The organism is Microbacterium sp. CCNWLW41 (assembly GCF_037083505.1).
Genome location: NZ_JBAOJP010000007.1, coordinates 175,414 through 193,303 on the forward strand (window position 1 = coordinate 175,414; position 17,890 = coordinate 193,303).

A 17,890-nucleotide genomic window follows, 5' to 3' on the forward strand; every position below is an offset into this window, starting at 1 on the left:
ATCTCCGCTCGACGTTTCAGACTAGCGAAACGACCTGAAAGGATGCCACGAGGGGCACGATCCTGGGGCGTCGCGTCCCGGTTCCGTCCCTGCTCGCGGCTACGCTGTGGTCGTCCGAGACCGAGGAGCCGCATGAAGATCCACAACCCGTTCCGCACCGCCCTGGTGGCGACCCTGGGCGTGGGTCTGGGCATCATGCTCATCAACAGCGTCGAGTCGCTGTCCACGATCCTGCTGTACGTCGGCACGGCCCTGTTCCTCAGTCTCGGTCTCGACCCGGCCATCACGTTCCTCACGCGGCACCGCGTCCCCCGGTGGGCCGCGGTGCTCGTGACGATCCTCGCGGTCCTCGGCGTGTTCACCGGCATCGTGCTGATGGTCCTGCCGATCCTGATCGACCAGATCACGCAGCTGGTGCGCCAGATCACGGTCTTCCTGCAGAGCACGGCCTTGGAAGACGTCAAGGACTGGGTGCTGTCGGTCTTCCCCGGCCTCCAGCCGGCCTTCCTCGACGACCTCATCAGCAACGCCACGGACTGGCTGCTGCGCAACTGGGGATCCATCACCGAGAGCGTGGTGGCGGCCGGAACGGCGATCGTGACGGGTCTCGCCGGGGCCTTCATCGTGCTGATCCTGACGATCTACTTCACCTCGGCGATCCCCTCGCTGAAGAGCTCCGTCTACCAGCTCGTCCCCGCCTCCAAGAGAGCGCGGTTCGTGGACCTCGCGGAACAGATCACCGCCTCCGTCGGCTACTACGTCATGGGGCAGGTCACCATGGGCGTCATCAACGGAGTCCTCAGCGCCATCCTCCTGTCGATCATCCAGGCACCGTTCCCCGCGGTGCTCGCGGTCATCGCCTTCTTCTTCTCCCTGATCCCGCTGGTCGGCACCCTCACGGGGTCCACGCTGATCGTCCTCATCTGTCTCATCCCGGGGCTCGGCGGACTGCCGTATCCGACCACGGCGATCATCGCCGCGGTGTACTACCTCGTCTACATGCAGATCGAGGCGTACGTGATCTCCCCGCGCGTCATGAACCGGGCGGTCTCGGTGCCCGGTGCCGTGGTCGTGATCGCGGCCTTGGCCGGCGGCGCACTGCTGGGGCTGCTCGGCGCCCTGATCGCGATCCCGGTGGCCGCGAGCATCCTGATCATCTACCGCCAGGTCCTGATCCCGCGGATGAACGAGCGGTAACACCCGCGATGCGGCTCGTCCGGGCGGTCAGCGGGCAGCCGGCCAGTGCAGCGGCAGCGGCAGGGCCGCCGGGTGAACGGCGGCGACGATCTCCGTGAGCACCCGCCGGGTCTGGGACTCGCCCACCCAGAGGTGCCGCCCGCCCTCGACCGCGATCAGCGTCGCGTGCGGGATCGCTGCGAATCGCCGCGCGGCCTCGTCCGGACGCAGGTAGTCGTCGAGCTCCGGGATGAGGGCGATCACGCGCCGCGGGTCGTCGGCCCATCCGGCGAGCTCGGCGTCGGTGGTCCGATGCAGCGGAGGCGAGAGGAGGATGACCCCGTCCACCGCGTGATCGCGGCCGTACTTCAGCGCCAGCTCGGTGCCGAACGACCAGCCGAGGAGCCACGGAGCCGGCAGGCCCCGCTCGCGGACGAGGGCCATCGCGGCCGCGACGTCGTGCTCCTCGTCGACACCGCCGCCGAAGGATCCCTCGCTCGTGCCGCGCGGCGACCTCGTGCCCCGCGTGTTGAACCGCAGCACCGCCAGGTCGGCGAGCGCCGGAAGACGGGCGGCGGCCTTCCGGATGATGTGGGAGTCCATGAACCCGCCCGCCGTGGGCAGGGGGTGGAGGGTCACCAGCGTGGCCACCGGATCCCGGTCGAGCGGAAGGGCCAGCTCACCGACGAGGGTGAGCCCGTCGGCCGTGCGCAGGGTCAGGTCCTCTCGCCGCGCAGGAAGGTCCAGAGGCCCGCGGATCTCCATCAGCGCCTCCGCCAGCACCCGTTGTGCCAGTGCCGCCGTGCCGCGAGGTCGGCGGCGTCGCCGAGCACGCCGTCCGCACGCCACGTCACGACGTGGGCGACGCCGGGCAGCACGAGGCTCCGGCATCCGGGGCAGACGTATTCCTTCTGCGCCTGCGCGGCCGAGATCGGCTGCACGTACCACTCCACGCCGCCGCGGATCTCGGTGCGCTTCCACCCCGCGATGAGGCGGTCGAGGGCGTCGTCGCGCGGACGTTCAGGACGACGACGGTGCGATCGGGGCATGGCGGGCGCGGACGCTCACCACCAGTGGTTGGCGGACCAGAAGCCGACGGCCTCCGCCCAGCTCCCGTACCGGCCCTTCGCATAGCCGTCCGCCCAGCGGAGGTTGTCCACCGGATCGAAGCAGCTGCCCGGCACCTTGTCGCACGGAAGCGCCTGGACGAGTCCGCTCGCGCCGGACGACGAGTTCACCGCATTCGGGTTCCAGCCGCTCTCCCGGCTCACGATGTAGTCGACGTAGCCCCAGTCCTCCGGCGCGATGCCCGCCGCCGCCATCCACGCGGCCGGGTCGCCCCCTCCGGTGTAGTACATGGGGCCGCCACCGCCCCCGCCACCGGACGACTCGCCCGACTCCTCGGACGAGCCGGAGCCCGGATCCGAGGCGGGCTCCGGGGTCGGCGTCGGAGTCGGCGTGGGCGTCACGTACACCTCGAAGCCCTCGCGCGCGATCGGGGTCGCCTGAGCGCCCTGGGCGCCCTGCACCGTGATGTCGAAGGTCTGGGCGTCCCTGGCGGCCAGCGAGTACACGCTCTGCGCGGCCGCCGGTTCATCGGCGGACGGGGTCGCCATGGCGATGCCTGCCGGCGCGACGATCGCAGCGGAGAAACCGACGACGGCCAGACCGGCGAGGATCGTCGCGGTCGTGCGGCGCCGGGGCGTCGCGGCACCGCGGCGCGGCGCCTTCGCACGGACGGAGACGTCGGCTCGGGCAGCGTCCGTCGAAACCAAATCGTTATCGGGAGTCACAATGCGCCCCAGTCTAGCGACCCGATGCTGAATCCACCATGAGCACGCGCGCTCGCGGTCAGCGGACCGCGAGGAGCACCTCGATCGTGGCGTCCAGCAGCGCATCCACCTGCTCCTCGCGGTATCCGCGCCGCTGCATCCGGAAGGCCGTGTGACGGACCTGCTCCGCCGACAGCGCGTCACCGTCGCGGAGGTAGCGGACGATCCGCTCGGCCACGTGGTCCACCTCGTCCACCCGGTAGCCGAAGGTGAGCAGTCCCGTCCGCCCGAAGCGATGCCCCTTCGGGCGGTTCAGGTGGTCCAGGATGACCTGGGCCTCGGAACGCGCGCGGCTCACCCAGGCGCGCGCGCCCTTCTGCGAGAGCGCCGTGCTGCGCTCGCGTCCCGCGAACGCGTCCTCGACCCGCGCCAACGCGGCGTCGACCTCGGCGATGCGGTAGCCGCCGCGCACGAGCGGGAACGAGACGGCCCGCACACTGGCCGCGTCGAGCTCGGGCGGGTTCGCCTCGAACGCGGTCTTGGCCCGCGCGAGGAAGGCGTCCACCGCGGAACGCTGATAGCCCTTCTCGCGTCCCTGAGCGAGGGGGAAGGGCGCCGAGGCGCCGTCGGCCGGAGAGGAGGAGAGGGTCACGATACCGCCAGGGGGCTGAGGAGATGGAACAGGGCCAGGGCGACCACCGCAGAGGGGAGGATGCTGTCGAGACGATCGAGGAGGCCTCCGTGGCCGGGGAGCCACGAGCTCATGTCCTTGATGCCGAGGTCGCGCTTGAGCATCGACTCGGCGAGGTCGCCGAGGGTCGCGGATGCGACCAGGGCGGCGCCGATGATCAGTCCCGCCCACCACGGCAGCCCGAGCAGGAAGACGCCGAGCAGCGCACCGGCGAGGAGGGAGCCCGCGACGGCGCCCGCGAAGCCCTCCCAGGTCTTCTTCGGACTCACCCGCGGAGCCATCGGATGCCGCCCGCCCCGCCCGAACAGCAGGCCGGAGGCGTAGGCGGCGGTGTCGGCCACGACCACCACGATGATGAACGAGAGCACCCACCACTCCCCCCGCTCCTCGCGCAGCAGCATGAGCGCGGTCGCAGCGAGGAAGGGGATGTAGATCTGGATGAACCCCGCGGAGACGGCGTCGGTGAGGACGTCGCCGTACGTGCGCCCGTCCCTGGCGGCCATCTGCCCGACCAGGCGCCACACCACGACGACGAACACCGCGACGAAGAGCATCACCCAGCACAGCCACGGGTCGGCGAAATAGCCCGCCGTGACGAGCGCCGCGCCGACGACGAGCTGCGGCCACAGATCCACCCGCCGCCCGCCCGTGCGCAGGGCGAGGACGAGCTCTCCGATCGCCAGCAGCGCCGCCGCGACCGCGAAGATCACGAACGCCCACTTGACGAACACGAGGGACGCCAGCAGGGCCCCGCCGATCAGCAGCCCGATCAGGATCGCCACGACGAGATCGCGGCCCGTCCGCTCCTTGATGCGCTCGTTCGCCTGGTCGAGCTGATCCCGGGCATGCGAGACCTGGGTGCCGATCTCCGCCTTCTTCGCCTGCCACTGCGCATGGAGCTGATCACCGTGGCGAGGAGCGGGAAGCGGAGGGCGCGGCGGGATGTCCTGCGGTTCGTCCGCCGAAGGACCTGTCATCCCGACCTCACACCTCGAGCAGTTCGGCCTCTTTGCGCTTCACAGCCTCGTCGATGAGGTCGACGTGCTGGCGCGTGAGGGCGTCCAGCTCCTTCTCGCCGCGGGCGATCTCGTCTTCACCGAGCTCGCTCTTGAGCCCGTCGAGCTCGTCCTTGGCCTTGCGGCGGATGCCGCGGACGTGGACCTTCGCGTCCTCGCCCTTGGACTTCACGAGCTTGACGTACTCCTTGCGGCGGTCCGCCGTGAGTTCCGGCATCGTCACCCGGATGATGTTGCCGTCGTTCGAGGGGTTCGCGCCGAGGTTCGGCATGTCGCGGATGGCCTGTTCGATGGCCTTCAGCGCCGACTTGTCGTAGGGCGTGATCAGGAGCGTGCGCGCCTCGGGGTTGGCCAGGGACGCGAGCTGGGCGAGCGGAGTGGGCGAGCCGTAGTAGTCGACCATCAGCTTCTGGAAGAGCTGCGGGTTCGCGCGGCCGGTGCGCACCGTGGCGAAGTCCTCCTTCGCAGCCTCGACGGCGCGCTGCATGCGGGAAGTGGTGTCGGCGAGGACGTCCGCGATCACGGGGGCTCCAATCGTCAGAGGGTTCGTCTCAGTCTACTCGGGGCGGCCCGCCGCCCCCGTGCGGGGCGCCGGGCCGGGCGCGGCGCTCAGGCCGTGACGCGGGTGCCGATGGCCTCGCCGCGCAGCGCACGGGTGATGTTGCCGGCCGGCTCCATGCCGAACACGCGCATGTCCATGCCGTTGTCCATGCAGAGGCTGAACGCCGTCGAGTCCACGACCTTGAGCCCCTTCTGCAGGGCTTCGCGGTAGGTGACGTGGTCGATGCGCTCCGCGGACGAGTCCTTGTTCGGGTCCGCCGTGTAGATCGCGTCCACGCCGTTCTTGGCGACGAGCACCTCGGTCGCGCGGATCTCGAGCGCCCGCTGGGCGGCGACGGTGTCGGTGGAGAAGTACGGAAGGCCGGCGCCGGCACCGAAGATGACGACGCGCCCCTTCTCCATGTGCCGCTCGGCGCGCAGCGGGATGTAGGGCTCGGCGACCTGGGTCATGGCGATCGCGGACTGCACGCGCGGCTCGGCGCCGGCCTGCTCGAGGAAGTCCTGGAGGGCGAGGGCGTTCATGACGGTGCCCAGCATGCCCATGTAGTCCGCGCGTCCGCGATCCATCCCGCGCTGGCTCAGCTCCGCGCCGCGGAAGAAGTTGCCTCCGCCGACCACGACCGCGATCTCGACCTCGTCGGTCGCCGCGGCGATCTCGCGGGCGATCTGGCCGACGATGTCGGGGTTGACCCCGAGCTGGCCGCCGCCGAACGCCTCGCCCGACAGCTTCAGAACGACGCGACGGCGTCCGGGTCCTTGCATCATGGGGTTGTTCCTCTCGTCCCTGATCAAAATAGCGTGCGCGCCTCGCGGCGGGCATGAAGAAGGGGTTCGGATCGCGATGATCCGAACCCCTTCCGCGGTCTTACGCGCCGACCTTGAAGCGCGCGAAGTCCGTCACCGTGATGCCGGCGTCCTTCGCGACCTGGCCGACGGACAGCTTGTTGTCCTTGGCGTAGTCCTGCTCGAGGAGCGCGACCTGCTTGAAGAACGCGGACACACGGCCCTCGACGATCTTCGGCAGGGCCGCCTCCGGCTTGCCCTCGTTGCGGGAGATCTCGGTGACGATCTCGCGCTCCTTCTCCACGTCCGCCGCCGGGACGTCCTCACGGGTGAGGTACGACGGGTTGGCGAAGGAGATGTGCTGGGCGATGCTGCGCGCGGTCTCCGCGTCGTCACCCGTGTAGGCGACGACGACGCCGATCTGCGGCGGCAGGTCCTTGCTCGTGCGGTGCAGGTACACCGAGACGGCGTCGCCGGTCACGGTGCGGACGCGCCGCAGCTCGACCTTCTCGCCGATGATGGCGGCCTCGTCGGATATCAGCTGCTCGACGGTCTGGCCGCCGGCGGAGGCCGCGAGGACCTCCTCGACGGTGTTCGCCGACGCCGCGGCAGCCGCGTCCGCGACCTTCTCGGCCAGCGCGATGAAGCGCTCGTTCTTCGCGACGAAGTCCGTCTCGCAGGCGAGCTCGATCAGGGTGACGCTGTTGCCGTTCTCGCGGGCGACGACCAGGCCCTCGCTGGTGGAGCGGTCGGCGCGCTTGGCGTTGCCCTTGGCACCCTTGAGACGCAGGATCTCGGTGGCCTTCTCGACGTCGCCGCCGGCCTCCTCGAGCGCCTTCTTGGTGTCGACCATTCCCGTGCCGAGCTGCTCACGCAGCGCCTTGATGTCGGCGATGGTGAAGTTGGCCATGTGTGGTGGCTCCTTGCTACGTGTCGTGTGTGTACGAGGGATTACTTGTCGGCGGCCTCAGCGGCGGCGACCTCGGCGGGCGCCTCCTCGGCGGCAGCGGCGATCGCCTCGTCGTGCGCGGCGGCACCGGCCTCGTCCGCGGCCGTCTCGGTCGCCGCGGTCTCGGTCGCAGCGGCCTCGGTGGCGGCCGCCTCGGCGTCGCCGCCCTCGAGCAGCTCGCGCTCCCACTCGGCGAGCGGCTCGGCGTCGCCCTGCTCCGGGTTGTGCTTCTGCTGCAGGCCCTCGGCCGCGGCGTCGGCGATGATGCGCGTCAGCAGCGAGACGGAGCGGATCGCGTCGTCGTTACCGGGGATCGGGTACTGGAAGTCGTCCGGGTCCGCGTTCGTGTCGAGGATGCCGATGACCGGGATGCCCAGCTTCTTCGCCTCGTCGATGGCGAGGTGCTCACGCTTGGCGTCGACGACCCACAGGGCCGACGGGGTCTTGGTGAGGTTGCGGATGCCGCCGAGCGACTTGTGCAGCTTGTCGAGCTCGCGCTTCTTGAGCAGCAGCTCCTTCTTGGTGAAGCCCGAGGCGGCGGGGTTCTCGTAGTCGAGCTCCTCGAGCTCCTTCATGCGGGCCAGACGCTTCGCGATGGTCGAGAAGTTCGTCAGGAGGCCGCCCAGCCAGCGCTGGTTGACGTAGGGCTGGCCCACGCGGGTCGCCTGCTCGGCGAGGATCTCCTGCGCCTGCTTCTTGGTGCCGACGAAGAGGATCGTCCCGCCGTGCGCGACGGTCTCCTTGACGAAGTCGTAGGCGCGGTCGATGTAGGCCAGCGACTGCTGCAGGTCGATGATGTGGATGCCACTGCGCTCCGTGAGGATGAAGCGCTTCACCTTCGGGTTCCACCGACGGGTCTGGTGTCCGAAGTGCACGCCGCTGTCGAGCAGCTGGCGGATGGTGACGACGGCCATGGTCGTACTCCCCTGTTCTGGCGGTTCTCGCCGTTGCGGTTGATCGCCGACCGGGCGGTCGGCTGTCCTGGTGCCCGGCGCACACCCCGCCCTCGGAAGGGACCGATGGGGTGTCGCACCACGATGGACGCTGTGGGCACGCGTAGTCACCTCGATCGCTCGAGATGCCTTGTCAGTGTATCAGCCTCGACGCCTCGCGAGCACCGCCCTCGTCCTGCACGAACACCGGTCCCCCGCCCGTCGTCCACCGTTCCGGCGCGGGGTCCGCGCCGACGGCGGCGCCCCGGCATCATCGGGTCATGTCGCCACGTCGTCTCCATGCCGGTCGCGTCGCTCCGCCGCTCGCTCTCATGCTCCCCCTCGTCCTCCTCGGCTCCCCCGTGTCGGCCGCGGGAGCCGTCACCGCCGCGGCGACCACCTCCGCCCCATCGGCTCACGCGGCGACGGCTCCTGCGGGAGCCGACTGGCGATGGCCGGTGTCCGGACCCCGAACCGTCGTCGCCCCGTTCCGCGCCCCGGCCCACGCCTACGGCCCCGGCCATCGCGGGATCGACGTCGCCGCCACCGGCCCCGTGAGGGCACCGGCCGACGGCACGATCGCGTTCCGCGGCACCGTGGTGGATCGCCCGCTCCTCACGATCGACCACGGCGACGGGCTCGTCACGACCTACGAGCCCCTGCAGAGCGACCTCGACCCGGGCGCGGCGGTCGCCGTCGGAGACGCCGTGGGCGAGCTCGCTCAGGGAGGACACGCACCGCCCGGGACGCTCCACGTCGGCGTCCGGTGGCACGGCGAGTACATCAACCCCCTGCTGCTGTTCGGCGAGGTGTCGCGCGCCGTCCTGCTCCCCTGCGGCGGGGTCGTCTGCTGAGCGGTTCTCCGCTCACGCCCGGGGGTGCGCGAGGCGGTACGTCGCGGTCAGCCGCTCGGCAGACACGTGCGTGTAGATCTGCGTGGTACCGAGGCTGGCGTGCCCCAGGATCTCCTGCACCGCCCGCAGGTCCGCGCCGCCGTCGAGCAGATGCGTCGCCGCGGAGTGCCGGAGCGCGTGCGGGCCGACCGTCTCCTCACCGAGCACCGGGCCGAGCGTGCGCGCGACGAGCGCGTAGACGGTCCTCGGTCCGAGCGCGCCGCCGCGCGCGCCCCGGAAGAGGGCGGGTGAGGAGCGGTCCGTGCGCGCCGCCAGGGCCGGCCGGCCGCGCCGCAGATAGGCCGCCACGGCGTCCTTCGCGGGGACGCCGAACGGCACCACCCGCTCTCTGTCCCCCTTGCCCCGCACCCGGGCCGTGGCGCGGTCCAGGTCCACATCGTCGACCGCGAGGCCGCAGAGCTCCGAGACGCGCATCCCCGAGCCGTAGAGGAGTTCCAGGACGGCGCTGTCGCGCAGGCGGACCGGATCGCCGCCCGCCGCGTCGTGGCGAAGTTCGTCGAGCAGGTGCCGGAGCGAGTCCGCCGAAGCGACCGCGGGAAGCGATCTGCCGCGCTTCGGCGCGACGAGTCGGAGACTGGGGTCGACCGGGATCCGTTCCTCCTCCCTGGCCCAGGCGAAGAAGGAACGGGCGGCGGCCGTCCGGCGCGCCAGGGTCGCTCGGGCGTCGCCGCGCTGCGTGGCGCGCCAGAGCCACTCCCTCAGGGTCTCGAGGTCCACGTCCTCCAGATCCGGGTCGCCGGCAGCCCGGACCAGATCGGTCAGATCGTTGCGATACGCGCGGATCGTCGCCGCGGACAGCCGCCGCACCGACGCCAGGTGCGTCGTGAAGTCGTCCACCGCGTGGGAGAGTCGCACCCTCCCAGTGTGCGGCCCCGGCCGTTCGGAACGAGGAGCCTCGCCGTCAGACCGCCAGCCGACGCCAGCCGCCGGGCGTACGCACGACCGCCCCGTCCAGTTCCAGGATGCCGAGCAGGGCCGTGACCCGCTCCAGTGAGAGTCCGGCCGCCCGGGCCAGCTCCTCGACCGCGCGTCCGTGCCGGGTGCTCAGCGCATCGGAGATCCGGATCATGTCCGGGTCCTCCGCGGGGATGCTCGGGGGCGCAGACGGAGCAACCCCGAGCAGCTCCCTGACCTCATCGGCGGTCGTGACGCACTGCGCCGCGTATTCGCGGAGCAGGCGGTGGCACCCGGCCGATGTCGCCGACGTGATCGGTCCGGGAACCGCGCCGAGCGGTCGTCCGAGCGACGCGGCGTGACCCGCGGTGTTCAGGGAGCCGCTGCGCCGCCCCGCCTCCACGACCACGGTGGCCGCGGCGACGGCCGCGATCAGGCGATTGCGGGCGAGGAAGCGCCATCGCGTGGGCGCCGTCCCGCACGGGACCTCGCTCACGACGGCTCCCGAGCCGGCGATGCGGGTGAGGAGCCCCGCGTGTCCGCTCGGGTAGGCCCGGTCCACTCCGCCCGCGAGGATCGCGAGCGTCCGGCCGTCCGTTCCCAGAGCGACCCGGTGCGCCACCCCGTCGATCCCGTAGGCGCCGCCGGAGACGATGGAGGTCCCGTCGGCGGCGAGCGGGCCGACGATCTCCGCGGCCGCGTGCTCGCCATACGCCGTCGATGCCCGCGCCCCCACCACGGCGACGCCGAGCTCACCGAGCGCCGACGGGTCGCCGCGGACCCAGAGGGCATGCGGCGCGTGCGGTCCGAGATCGGCGATCCGCCCGGGCCAGTCCGGATCGTCCGGGATCAGCAGCGACGCCCGCACCCGGGACGCACCGGCGAGCGCCGCGACGACCGCCTCTCGCCGGAGGCGCGGTGCCCACCGGCGGCGCGCCTCCTGAAGGGCGCGGCGGGCCGGGCATCCGGAGTCCTCCTCCCCCGCGGACGATGCGGCTGCGCCGAAGACCTCCTCCACCGCGCCCCGCGCGCCGAGCGCCGCGACGAGGGCACCGGAGACCCCGTCGCCCGGCTCGGCGATGACGCTCCACACGACGCCGGCGCGGGCCTCGTCGGTCGAGCCCGCCGCGTGGACCTCGTCGAGCCTCCGGCCGATCTCGGGGTCGTCCATGATCGCCATGAGCTCCGCTGCCGGATCCACGCCGCGGTCGTGCTCGGTCACGCCGCCAGCCCCTTCTTCAGGAACAGCGCCCGGCCGACGTGCTCCAGCCGCGGTGCGGCCGCGCCGTCGAGGTCCGCGACGGACCAGGCCAGTCGCAGGACGCGGTCGTAGCCGCGCAGGGTGATCGCGCCCCGCCGCAGCGCCCGGTCGAGGGGCTCGCGCACCGGTGTCGGAAGCCGGTGGGCGCCACGTCGGAGCCACGCCCCGGGAACATGTGCGTTCACCCGCCAGGGCGTGCCCCGCCAGCGTCGCGACGCCCGCTCGCGCGCCTCCCGGACCCGATCGCGCGCCTGCGCCGTGGAGACCGTGCCGCGCGTCGCAGCCGTGGCGAGGTCCGCGGAGACCCGGGCCACCTGGATCTCGATGTCGAGGCGGTCGCGCAGCGGACCCGACAGTCGCGACGCGTAGCGCCGGACGGCCGCGGGCGGGCAGACGCACTCTTCCCCGGGCACACCGTAGACCCCGCACGGGCACGGATTGGTCGCCAGGACGAGCTGGAAGCGGGCCGGGAACGAGGCCGTGAACTCGGACCGGTGGATCTCGATCCGCCCCGATTCCAGCGGCTGCCGCAGCGCGTCGAGGACGGCGCGCGGCGCCTCCGACGCCTCGTCGACGAACAGCAGTCCGCCGTGCGCGCGGACGATGGCGCCCGGCCGGACCTGGCGGGACCCGCCTCCCACCAGCGCGGCGAGGGAGGCGCTGTGATGAGGCGCGACGAACGGTGGCCGACGATCGAGATCCACGACCGCCTCACCCGCCAGGGAACGGACGCACGCGACGTCCAGAGCCAGGTCGTCGTCGAGGTCCGGCAGGATGCCGGGAAGCCGTCGCGCGAGCATCGTCTTCCCCGCGCCCGGTGGGCCGCTCAGGAGCACGTGGTGCCCGCCGGCCGCGGCCACGGTCAGCGCGGCCACGGCCTCGTCCTGGCCGATGACCTCGTCGAGGTCCGGCTCCCGCTCCGTCGTCTTCGGGCGCTCCGCACGGGGGAGTCGCTCCGGCGCTGCGGGAGGATCCAGCTCGGCGCCGTGGAGCACCGCGGCATGGGCGAGCGTCGCGACGGCATGCACGTCCAGCCCGGGGACGAGCCGCGCCTCCGCCTCGTTCGCCCGTGGAACGATCGCGCGGGCGATCCCCGCCCGGACGGCGGCGTGAAGCGCAGGGAGCACGCCTGCCACGGGCCGAAGCCGGCCGTCCAGCCCGAGCTCCCCGATGTGCACGGTGCGGGCCAGCGACGCGACGTCCAGTCTGCCCTCGGTGCCGAGGGCGGCGAGAGCGATCGCCAGGTCGAACCCCGACCCGTGCTTCGGCAGGCTCGCCGGCGACAGGTTCACCGTGAGCTTGCGCCGCGGAAGCTCCACGCCGCTGTTCTTGCAGGCGTTGTGAACGCGACGCACGGCCTCGCTCAGCGCCCGGTCGCCGAGGCCGATCAGGTGGAACTCCGGCGTCTGCTGCGAGAGGTCGGCCTCGACCTCGACGAGATGGCCGGTGATGCCGGTCAGCGCGACCGCCCAGGTGCGGGAGGTCCGCGACCCCGAGGCCCCCTCCTCCAGGAGCTCCGCCGTCATCGCAGGTCCGTCAGGTGCTCGAGGACGCCGCAGGAGGGCTCCGATCCGACGATCCCGATGGCCTCCAGGCGCAGCGGTCGGCCGCGCGCCGACAGCGGGTGCTCCCGCACCCACGCATGCGCCAGGCGCCACATCCGTCGCCTCTTGCGCTCGTCGATCGCTTCGAACGGGTGCCCGAACAGGAGACTGCGCCGCGTCTTCACCTCGACGAACACGAGGACGTCGCGCCACTCGGCGACGATGTCCAGCTCGCCGAGCTCGCACCGCCAGTTGCGCGCGAGGATGCGGTATCCGAGATCCGTCAGATAGAGGGCCGCCCGGTCTTCGCCGGCTCGCCCGAGGTCGTCTTTCGCTGCCATGCCGACAGCCTCGTGCGCTCAACCGCCGCGCCCGGCGCGGGCCGCGGGATCAGCGGAGAACAGCGCGTCGTCGTCGGGTGTGCAGGACGAGGCTCGCCGCCCCCGCCGGAGCATGTGACCCCCGCGGAAACACGGGTCCTCCGCGGAAACACGGGTCCTCCGCCCGAGCGTGATCCTCCGTATGAGCGCGTGACCTCCGCGGAACGGAAGCCGTTCCGGAGGACACACTCCTTCGCGCGGACGAATGCCGATCCACCCTCTGCCGACGCGCGGAATCTCCGCCGACGCGTGCGATCTCCGTAGGAACGCGTGGCATCCGTATGAGCGCGTGATCTCCGCGGAACGGAAGCCTTCCCGAAGGACAACACCCGTTCGCGCGGACGAATGCAAGTCACCCCTCCGCCGACGCGCGCGATCTCCGCCGACGCGTGCGATCTCCGTAGGAACGCGTGCTCCTCCGTATGGGCGCGCGATCTCCGCACGAGATTGCGACGAGCGACGGCGGGCCGGCCGTCGGTCAGAGCTGTGTCACTCGCCGTCGAGCGAGAGCTCCTGCGGAAGCTCGAACTCCCGCCGGGACAGCTCCTCGATGTTGACGTCCTTGAACGTGAGCACACGCACGGCCTTCACGAAGCGGTCCGCCCGGTAGATGTCCCAGACCCAGACGTCGGTCATGGACACCTCGAAGTAGAAGTCGTGCTCGGTGTCCCGGCGGACGACGTTGACGTCGTTCGCGAGATAGAAGCGGCGCTCGGTCTCGATCACGTAGGCGAACTGCGAGACCACGTCGCGGTACTCGCGATACAGGGCGAGCTCGAGCTCGCGGTCGTAGTCGTCGAAGGCGTCCTCATCCATATCCGTCCATCCTAGGCCGTGCGGGCCGCCGTCGACGCGCCGTCGCCGACGGGTCAGAAGAGCGTGGGGGCCGCCGCGATCGCCCACGACGACCGGTGCAGCGGGCTCAGCCCGAGCCGGCGGATCGCGTCACGGTGCTCCGGGCTCGCATAGCCCTTGTTCCGCTCCCACTGGTAGTCGGGGTGGGTCTCGTGGAGCTCGACCATGAGGGCGTCGCGCGCGACCTTCGCGATGACCGACGCAGCGGACACGGAGGCGCAGTCGCGGTCGCCCTTCACGACCGTGCGCACGGTGACGGAGGACGGGTGGACCGCGGACAGGTAGTCGTGGTTCCCGTCGAGGATGACGAGCGCCGTGGCCGGATCCACGGCGTCGGCGCACGCGGCGATCAGCGCACGCGAGGCGGCGAGCCCGAGCGCGCGCATGATCCCGACCTCGTCGATCTCCGCGTTGTCCGCCCACCCGACGGCGCTCGACAGCACCCACCCCTGGGCACGGGCGGCGACGTCGGCACGACGGGCGGACGGCACGAGCTTGGAGTCGCGCAGCCCCTCGGGCACGCGTCGCCGGGCACCCGAGGCGTCGATGATCGCGGCGCCGACCGCGACCGGGCCGGCCAGGGCGCCTCGGCCGACCTCGTCGAGGGCGATGATGTGCTGGTGCTCGCGCAGCAGGCGGCGCTCCAGCGTCAGCCGAGGCGCGACGACGGTCACCGCGCGTCCTCCTCGCGCTCCCGCTCCTCGACGCCGTTGAACACGGCGTAGTGGCCGTCGATGAGCCCGAACCGATTGAAGGGCCAGCTGATGAGGAACGCGCGTCCGACGACGTTGTCGAGCGGGACGAAGCCGTTCCCGGGCTGGTCCTGGTTGTACCGGGAGTCCTGGGATCGGTCGCGGTTGTCGCCGAGCACCCACACCGATCCGGCGGGGACGGTGACGTCGAACGGGATCTCCGACGCGAGCGTGTCGCCCGGGGGGAGCTTGAGGTACGACGACTCGTCGATCGGAGAGCCGTTGACCATGATCTGGCCGAGCGAGTTGCAGCACTGCACCCGGTCGCCCGGGAGTCCGATCACCCGCTTCACGAGGTGGTCGTCCGAGTCCGGCGCCGCGATGCCGACGATCGTCAGGAGCCACTCCCCCGCCTCCAGCAGCGGCGATCGCGGAGGCTGCGGCTCGCTCGGCGGCAGCCACCCGCCGGGGTCCTTGAAGACGACGACGTCTCCGCGGTGATACGGGTTCCAGCGGGGCGTGATCTCGTCGACGAGGATCCGGTCCTTGACCAGGAGCGTGTCCTCCATGGAACTGGAGGGGATGAAGAAGCTGCGCACGATGAAGCTCTTCACCAGGAAGGAGACGAGCACGGCGACGAGCACGATGACGAGCACGTCCCTCAGGAACACGAGCCAGCCGCGACGGCGCGACGGGGCACGGCGGTCGCGGCGCAGCGCAGCCGGAGCGGAGGCGGTCTCGTCTGTCATCGGCTTCCTTCACGAGGGGGACGGCCGCCTCGTGACGGCCTCTCTAGCGTCGCACACGTCGGGGAGAACAGAGCACCCCGGGACACCGTGTCCCGGGGTGCTCTGCGATGGATCGGCGCGTCAGTTCTCGCGCTTCTCCTTGATCTTCGCCTTCTTGCCGCGGAGGTTGCGCAGGTAGTAGAGCTTCGCGCGACGCACGTCACCGCGGGTGACGACCTCGATGTGGTCGATCACCGGGGAGTGCACCGGGAAGACGCGCTCGACGCCGACCTGGAAGCTGATCTTGCGGACCGTGAAGGTCTCGCGCACGCCGTCGCCCTGGCGGCCGATGACGACGCCCTGGAAGACCTGGATGCGGGAGCGGTTGCCCTCGGTGATGTTCACGTGCACCTTCACGGTGTCGCCGGGGCCGAAGGAGGGGATGTCGGAGCGGAGCGAAGCCGCGTCGACGGCGTCGAGGATCTGCATGATCGTCTCTCTCTGCACTCGCCTCAGGTCGCGTGCACTCGGAAGGAAGGAAGGATGGTGTGTGTCGAACGGCGCGCAGGGCGTCCGCAGGCTCCCCTGAGGCAGAGCCGGGTCACGGCACAAGAATTCATTCTGTCATGGATCTCGCGTCGCTCCAAAACGCGGACGGCGCCGCGCAGGGTGCGCGTCAGTGCCCGCCGGCGTCGCCGGGGCGGCCTGCCTCGGCGATCACGATGACCTCGCCGCGAGGCGTCCCTCGGACCGACCCGGTGCGGTCGTCACCGCCGATCGTGGTCGCCCAGACCGTCTCGGACCGGGCGTCGACGCGGCGCCCGCCCCGCGCCTCGCTCCACAGCTGCCAGAGCGACGACCAGAACAGCGCGAGGAACGCCGCGATCGCGCCGGTGAGGAGCCAGGCGAAGGCCCCCTCCGGGAAGCAGCCCACCGCGACCGTGAGGCCGTGCCACACCGTGAAACCCAGCACGTCCCACCACGACACCGCTCGCTCGGCCCGGACCGAGGGACGCGCGCGCACGAGCAGCAGGAGCACGAGCTGCCCCACCAGTACCGACGGCACGGCGATGAAGAGGACCCACAGGAAAGCCCATCCGCCCGCCTGGAACACACCCCAGCCGACGAGGAGCCATACCGGCAGCACGGCCGCCGCCAGCGGGAGCCATCGGAAGAACACGCGCCGCAACCACATACCGAGATCGTACGTCGCTCCCGTCCGGCGGGCGCCGATCTTCCGCGATCGTGAGCGAAGTCGCAGGCACGGATGCGGGAGAATGGAGGGCGACGAGAGGAATACCCCCGATGATCGAACTGCGCACGCCCACCGAGATCGACGAGATGCGCGCCGCCGGGCGCTTCGTGGCCGAGACGCTGGCGACCCTGCGCGACGAGACGAAGGTCGGGACCAACCTGCTCGCGATCGACCGCCGCGCGCACGACCTCATCCGCAAGGCCGGCGCGGAGTCGTGCTACATCGACTACCACCCCTCGTTCGGCGCGAGCCCGTTCGGCAAGGTGATCTGCACGTCCGTGAACGATGCCGTCCTGCACGGCCTCCCCCACGACTACGCGTTGCGCGACGGCGACCTCGTCTCGCTCGACTTCGCCGTGTCGGTGGACGGGTGGGTGGCGGACTCCGCCGTCTCGTTCGTCGTCGGCACGCCCCGCGACGAGGATCTCCGCCTGATCGACACGACCGAGCGCGCGCTGGACGCGGCCATCGCTGCGGCGACCGTCGGCAATCGCATCGGCGACATCTCCGCCGCGATCGCCGCCGTCGCGCGCGGCGAGGGCTACTCGATCAACACGGACTTCGGCGGCCACGGCGTCGGCCGGATCATGCACGGCGACCCGCACGTGCCCAACGACGGCCGCGCCGGACGGGGCTTCCCGCTGCGCGCAGGCCTCGTCATGGCGCTCGAGCCCTGGTTCCTCGCCACGACGGACGAGCTGATCACCGACCCGGACGGCTGGACGCTGCGCAGCGGCGACGGCTCGCGGGGCGCGCACTCCGAGCACACCATCGCGGTCACGGAGGACGGCCCGATCATCCTCACCGACCGTTCCTTCCTCGGCGTCGACTGACCGCACTCAGGCGGGCGGCGACGCTTCCCCGCCGCGGCCTCGGCTGTCATCCTGGGTCCATGATCCCGCAGGACCGCCCCGTGCCGCATCGGCTCTTCCTCGCGCGCCACGGCCAGACGACCTGGAACCGGGAGGGACGTCTGCAGGGACAGCTCGACTCGCCGTTGACCTCGGACGGCGTCGCCCATGCCCGGGAGATCGCACGCCGAGTGCGCGGTCGCGGCATCCGGACCATCTGTTCGAGTCCGCTCGGCCGGGCGGTGCGCACCGCCGAGATCATTGCCGAGATCCTGGAGGCCGAGGTCGTCCTCGTCCCCGGTCTCGCGGAGATCCATCATGGAACCCTGGCGGGACGGACCTGGGCCGAGATCGAGGCCGAGCTCCCGGGCACTCGCGCGGAGCGCGCGGACAACCGCTACGGATGGGCCTTCCCCGGGGGCGAGAGCTACGCCCAGGCCCGCGGCCGGGTCCGGCAGGCGCTCGAGCAGTGCACGGAGCTCGCCGACGGCGTTCCGCTGCTCATCTCCCACGAGATGATCGGACGGATGCTCCGCGGCGAGATGCGGGGGCTGAGCCCGCAGGCCTCGTTGGACCTCCGGCACCCCCACGGGGTGGTCTTCGAGCTCACGCACGAGGCGGAGCGGGTGCTCTGAC

22 protein-coding genes are annotated in these 17,890 nt (G+C 71.5%); 4 read left to right on the forward strand and 18 right to left on the reverse strand.

Translation table 11 applies throughout. The features are described 5' to 3' along the window. The first annotated feature begins 132 nt into the window (after positions 1 to 132). Positions 133 to 1,197, forward strand: a complete 1,065-nt coding sequence (locus tag V6R91_RS23460; RefSeq protein ID WP_067243226.1) for an AI-2E family transporter — start codon at positions 133 to 135, stop codon at positions 1,195 to 1,197. A gap of 27 nt (positions 1,198 to 1,224) precedes the next feature. On the opposite strand, the gene V6R91_RS23465 is transcribed toward V6R91_RS23460, so the two are convergent. From V6R91_RS23465 to rpsB, 9 genes are all read right to left on the reverse strand, one after another. Beyond that, entirely contained in the window at positions 1,225 to 1,941 is a 717-nt protein-coding gene (locus V6R91_RS23465; protein WP_271061470.1) for an alpha/beta hydrolase, read from the reverse strand. Further along, the gene (locus V6R91_RS23470; protein ID WP_067243225.1) at positions 1,941 to 2,225 is read right to left on the reverse strand and encodes a hypothetical protein; all 285 of its coding nucleotides are present in this window, start codon (positions 2,223 to 2,225) and stop codon (positions 1,941 to 1,943) included. Before V6R91_RS23470 ends, V6R91_RS23465 begins: the two co-directional genes overlap by 1 nt. Before the next feature lie 15 nt (positions 2,226 to 2,240). Then, positions 2,241 to 2,951 carry a transglycosylase SLT domain-containing protein gene (locus V6R91_RS23475; RefSeq protein WP_336397304.1) on the reverse strand — a complete coding sequence of 237 codons (711 nt, stop codon included), beginning with the start codon at positions 2,949 to 2,951 and terminating at the stop codon, positions 2,241 to 2,243. 76 nt (positions 2,952 to 3,027) lie between these two features. After that, positions 3,028 to 3,600, reverse strand: coding sequence for a DivIVA domain-containing protein (locus V6R91_RS23480; protein WP_231821004.1), 573 nt, complete (start codon positions 3,598 to 3,600; stop codon positions 3,028 to 3,030). Beyond that, entirely contained in the window at positions 3,597 to 4,616 is a 1,020-nt protein-coding gene (locus tag V6R91_RS23485) for a phosphatidate cytidylyltransferase (RefSeq protein ID WP_084344328.1), read from the reverse strand. The genes V6R91_RS23480 and V6R91_RS23485 overlap by 4 nt, the downstream gene beginning before the upstream one ends. A gap of 7 nt (positions 4,617 to 4,623) precedes the next feature. Next, on the reverse strand, positions 4,624 to 5,178 hold the full coding sequence (gene frr, locus V6R91_RS23490; protein ID WP_336397305.1) for a ribosome recycling factor: 555 nt from the start codon (positions 5,176 to 5,178) through the stop codon (positions 4,624 to 4,626). 86 nt (positions 5,179 to 5,264) lie between these two features. Then, entirely contained in the window at positions 5,265 to 5,981 is a 717-nt protein-coding gene (pyrH, locus tag V6R91_RS23495) for a UMP kinase (protein ID WP_219084769.1), read from the reverse strand. A 100-nt stretch (positions 5,982 to 6,081) separates the two neighbouring features. Continuing rightward, positions 6,082 to 6,909, reverse strand: coding sequence for a translation elongation factor Ts (gene tsf / locus V6R91_RS23500; protein WP_067243222.1), 828 nt, complete (start codon positions 6,907 to 6,909; stop codon positions 6,082 to 6,084). A 41-nt stretch (positions 6,910 to 6,950) separates the two neighbouring features. After that, positions 6,951 to 7,862, reverse strand: coding sequence for a 30S ribosomal protein S2 (rpsB, locus tag V6R91_RS23505; RefSeq protein WP_067243221.1), 912 nt, complete (start codon positions 7,860 to 7,862; stop codon positions 6,951 to 6,953). A gap of 299 nt (positions 7,863 to 8,161) precedes the next feature. Between rpsB and V6R91_RS23510 the strand changes: the two genes are divergently transcribed. Beyond that, entirely contained in the window at positions 8,162 to 8,734 is a 573-nt protein-coding gene (locus V6R91_RS23510; RefSeq protein ID WP_336397306.1) for a murein hydrolase activator EnvC family protein, read from the forward strand. Between the two features lie 12 nt (positions 8,735 to 8,746). Here V6R91_RS23510 and V6R91_RS23515 read toward each other — a convergent pair whose 3' ends face one another. From V6R91_RS23515 to V6R91_RS23555, 9 genes are all read right to left on the reverse strand, one after another. After that, on the reverse strand, positions 8,747 to 9,649 hold the full coding sequence (locus V6R91_RS23515; RefSeq protein WP_336397307.1) for a tyrosine recombinase XerC: 903 nt from the start codon (positions 9,647 to 9,649) through the stop codon (positions 8,747 to 8,749). 46 nt (positions 9,650 to 9,695) lie between these two features. Further along, positions 9,696 to 10,910, reverse strand: a complete 1,215-nt coding sequence (gene dprA / locus V6R91_RS23520) for a DNA-processing protein DprA (protein WP_336397308.1) — start codon at positions 10,908 to 10,910, stop codon at positions 9,696 to 9,698. Beyond that, positions 10,907 to 12,475: a YifB family Mg chelatase-like AAA ATPase gene (locus tag V6R91_RS23525; protein WP_336397309.1), complete on the reverse strand. Its 1,569-nt coding sequence runs from the start codon at positions 12,473 to 12,475 to the stop codon at positions 10,907 to 10,909. Before V6R91_RS23525 ends, dprA begins: the two co-directional genes overlap by 4 nt. Beyond that, positions 12,472 to 12,834 (reverse strand): YraN family protein, encoded by a 363-nt coding sequence (locus tag V6R91_RS23530; protein ID WP_231821010.1) that lies wholly within the window; start codon positions 12,832 to 12,834, stop codon positions 12,472 to 12,474. Before V6R91_RS23530 ends, V6R91_RS23525 begins: the two co-directional genes overlap by 4 nt. A gap of 528 nt (positions 12,835 to 13,362) precedes the next feature. After that, positions 13,363 to 13,689 carry a DUF2469 family protein gene (locus V6R91_RS23535; protein ID WP_067243216.1) on the reverse strand — a complete coding sequence of 109 codons (327 nt, stop codon included), beginning with the start codon at positions 13,687 to 13,689 and terminating at the stop codon, positions 13,363 to 13,365. 53 nt (positions 13,690 to 13,742) lie between these two features. After that, positions 13,743 to 14,402: a ribonuclease HII gene (locus V6R91_RS23540; protein ID WP_336397310.1), complete on the reverse strand. Its 660-nt coding sequence runs from the start codon at positions 14,400 to 14,402 to the stop codon at positions 13,743 to 13,745. Beyond that, the gene (gene lepB, locus V6R91_RS23545; protein WP_271061672.1) at positions 14,399 to 15,169 is read right to left on the reverse strand and encodes a signal peptidase I; all 771 of its coding nucleotides are present in this window, start codon (positions 15,167 to 15,169) and stop codon (positions 14,399 to 14,401) included. The genes V6R91_RS23540 and lepB overlap by 4 nt, the downstream gene beginning before the upstream one ends. Before the next feature lie 120 nt (positions 15,170 to 15,289). Continuing rightward, entirely contained in the window at positions 15,290 to 15,637 is a 348-nt protein-coding gene (gene rplS, locus V6R91_RS23550; protein ID WP_336397311.1) for a 50S ribosomal protein L19, read from the reverse strand. A 187-nt stretch (positions 15,638 to 15,824) separates the two neighbouring features. Continuing rightward, positions 15,825 to 16,343 (reverse strand): hypothetical protein, encoded by a 519-nt coding sequence (locus V6R91_RS23555; protein ID WP_271061671.1) that lies wholly within the window; start codon positions 16,341 to 16,343, stop codon positions 15,825 to 15,827. Between the two features lie 110 nt (positions 16,344 to 16,453). Here V6R91_RS23555 and map point away from each other — a divergent pair, with 110 nt between their 5' ends. Continuing rightward, on the forward strand, positions 16,454 to 17,236 hold the full coding sequence (gene map, locus V6R91_RS23560; RefSeq protein WP_271061670.1) for a type I methionyl aminopeptidase: 783 nt from the start codon (positions 16,454 to 16,456) through the stop codon (positions 17,234 to 17,236). Positions 17,237 to 17,295: 59 nt separating this feature from the next. After that, the gene (locus V6R91_RS23565) at positions 17,296 to 17,889 is read left to right on the forward strand and encodes a histidine phosphatase family protein (RefSeq protein WP_336397312.1); all 594 of its coding nucleotides are present in this window, start codon (positions 17,296 to 17,298) and stop codon (positions 17,887 to 17,889) included. The last annotated feature ends 1 nt before the right edge of the window (position 17,890 follow it).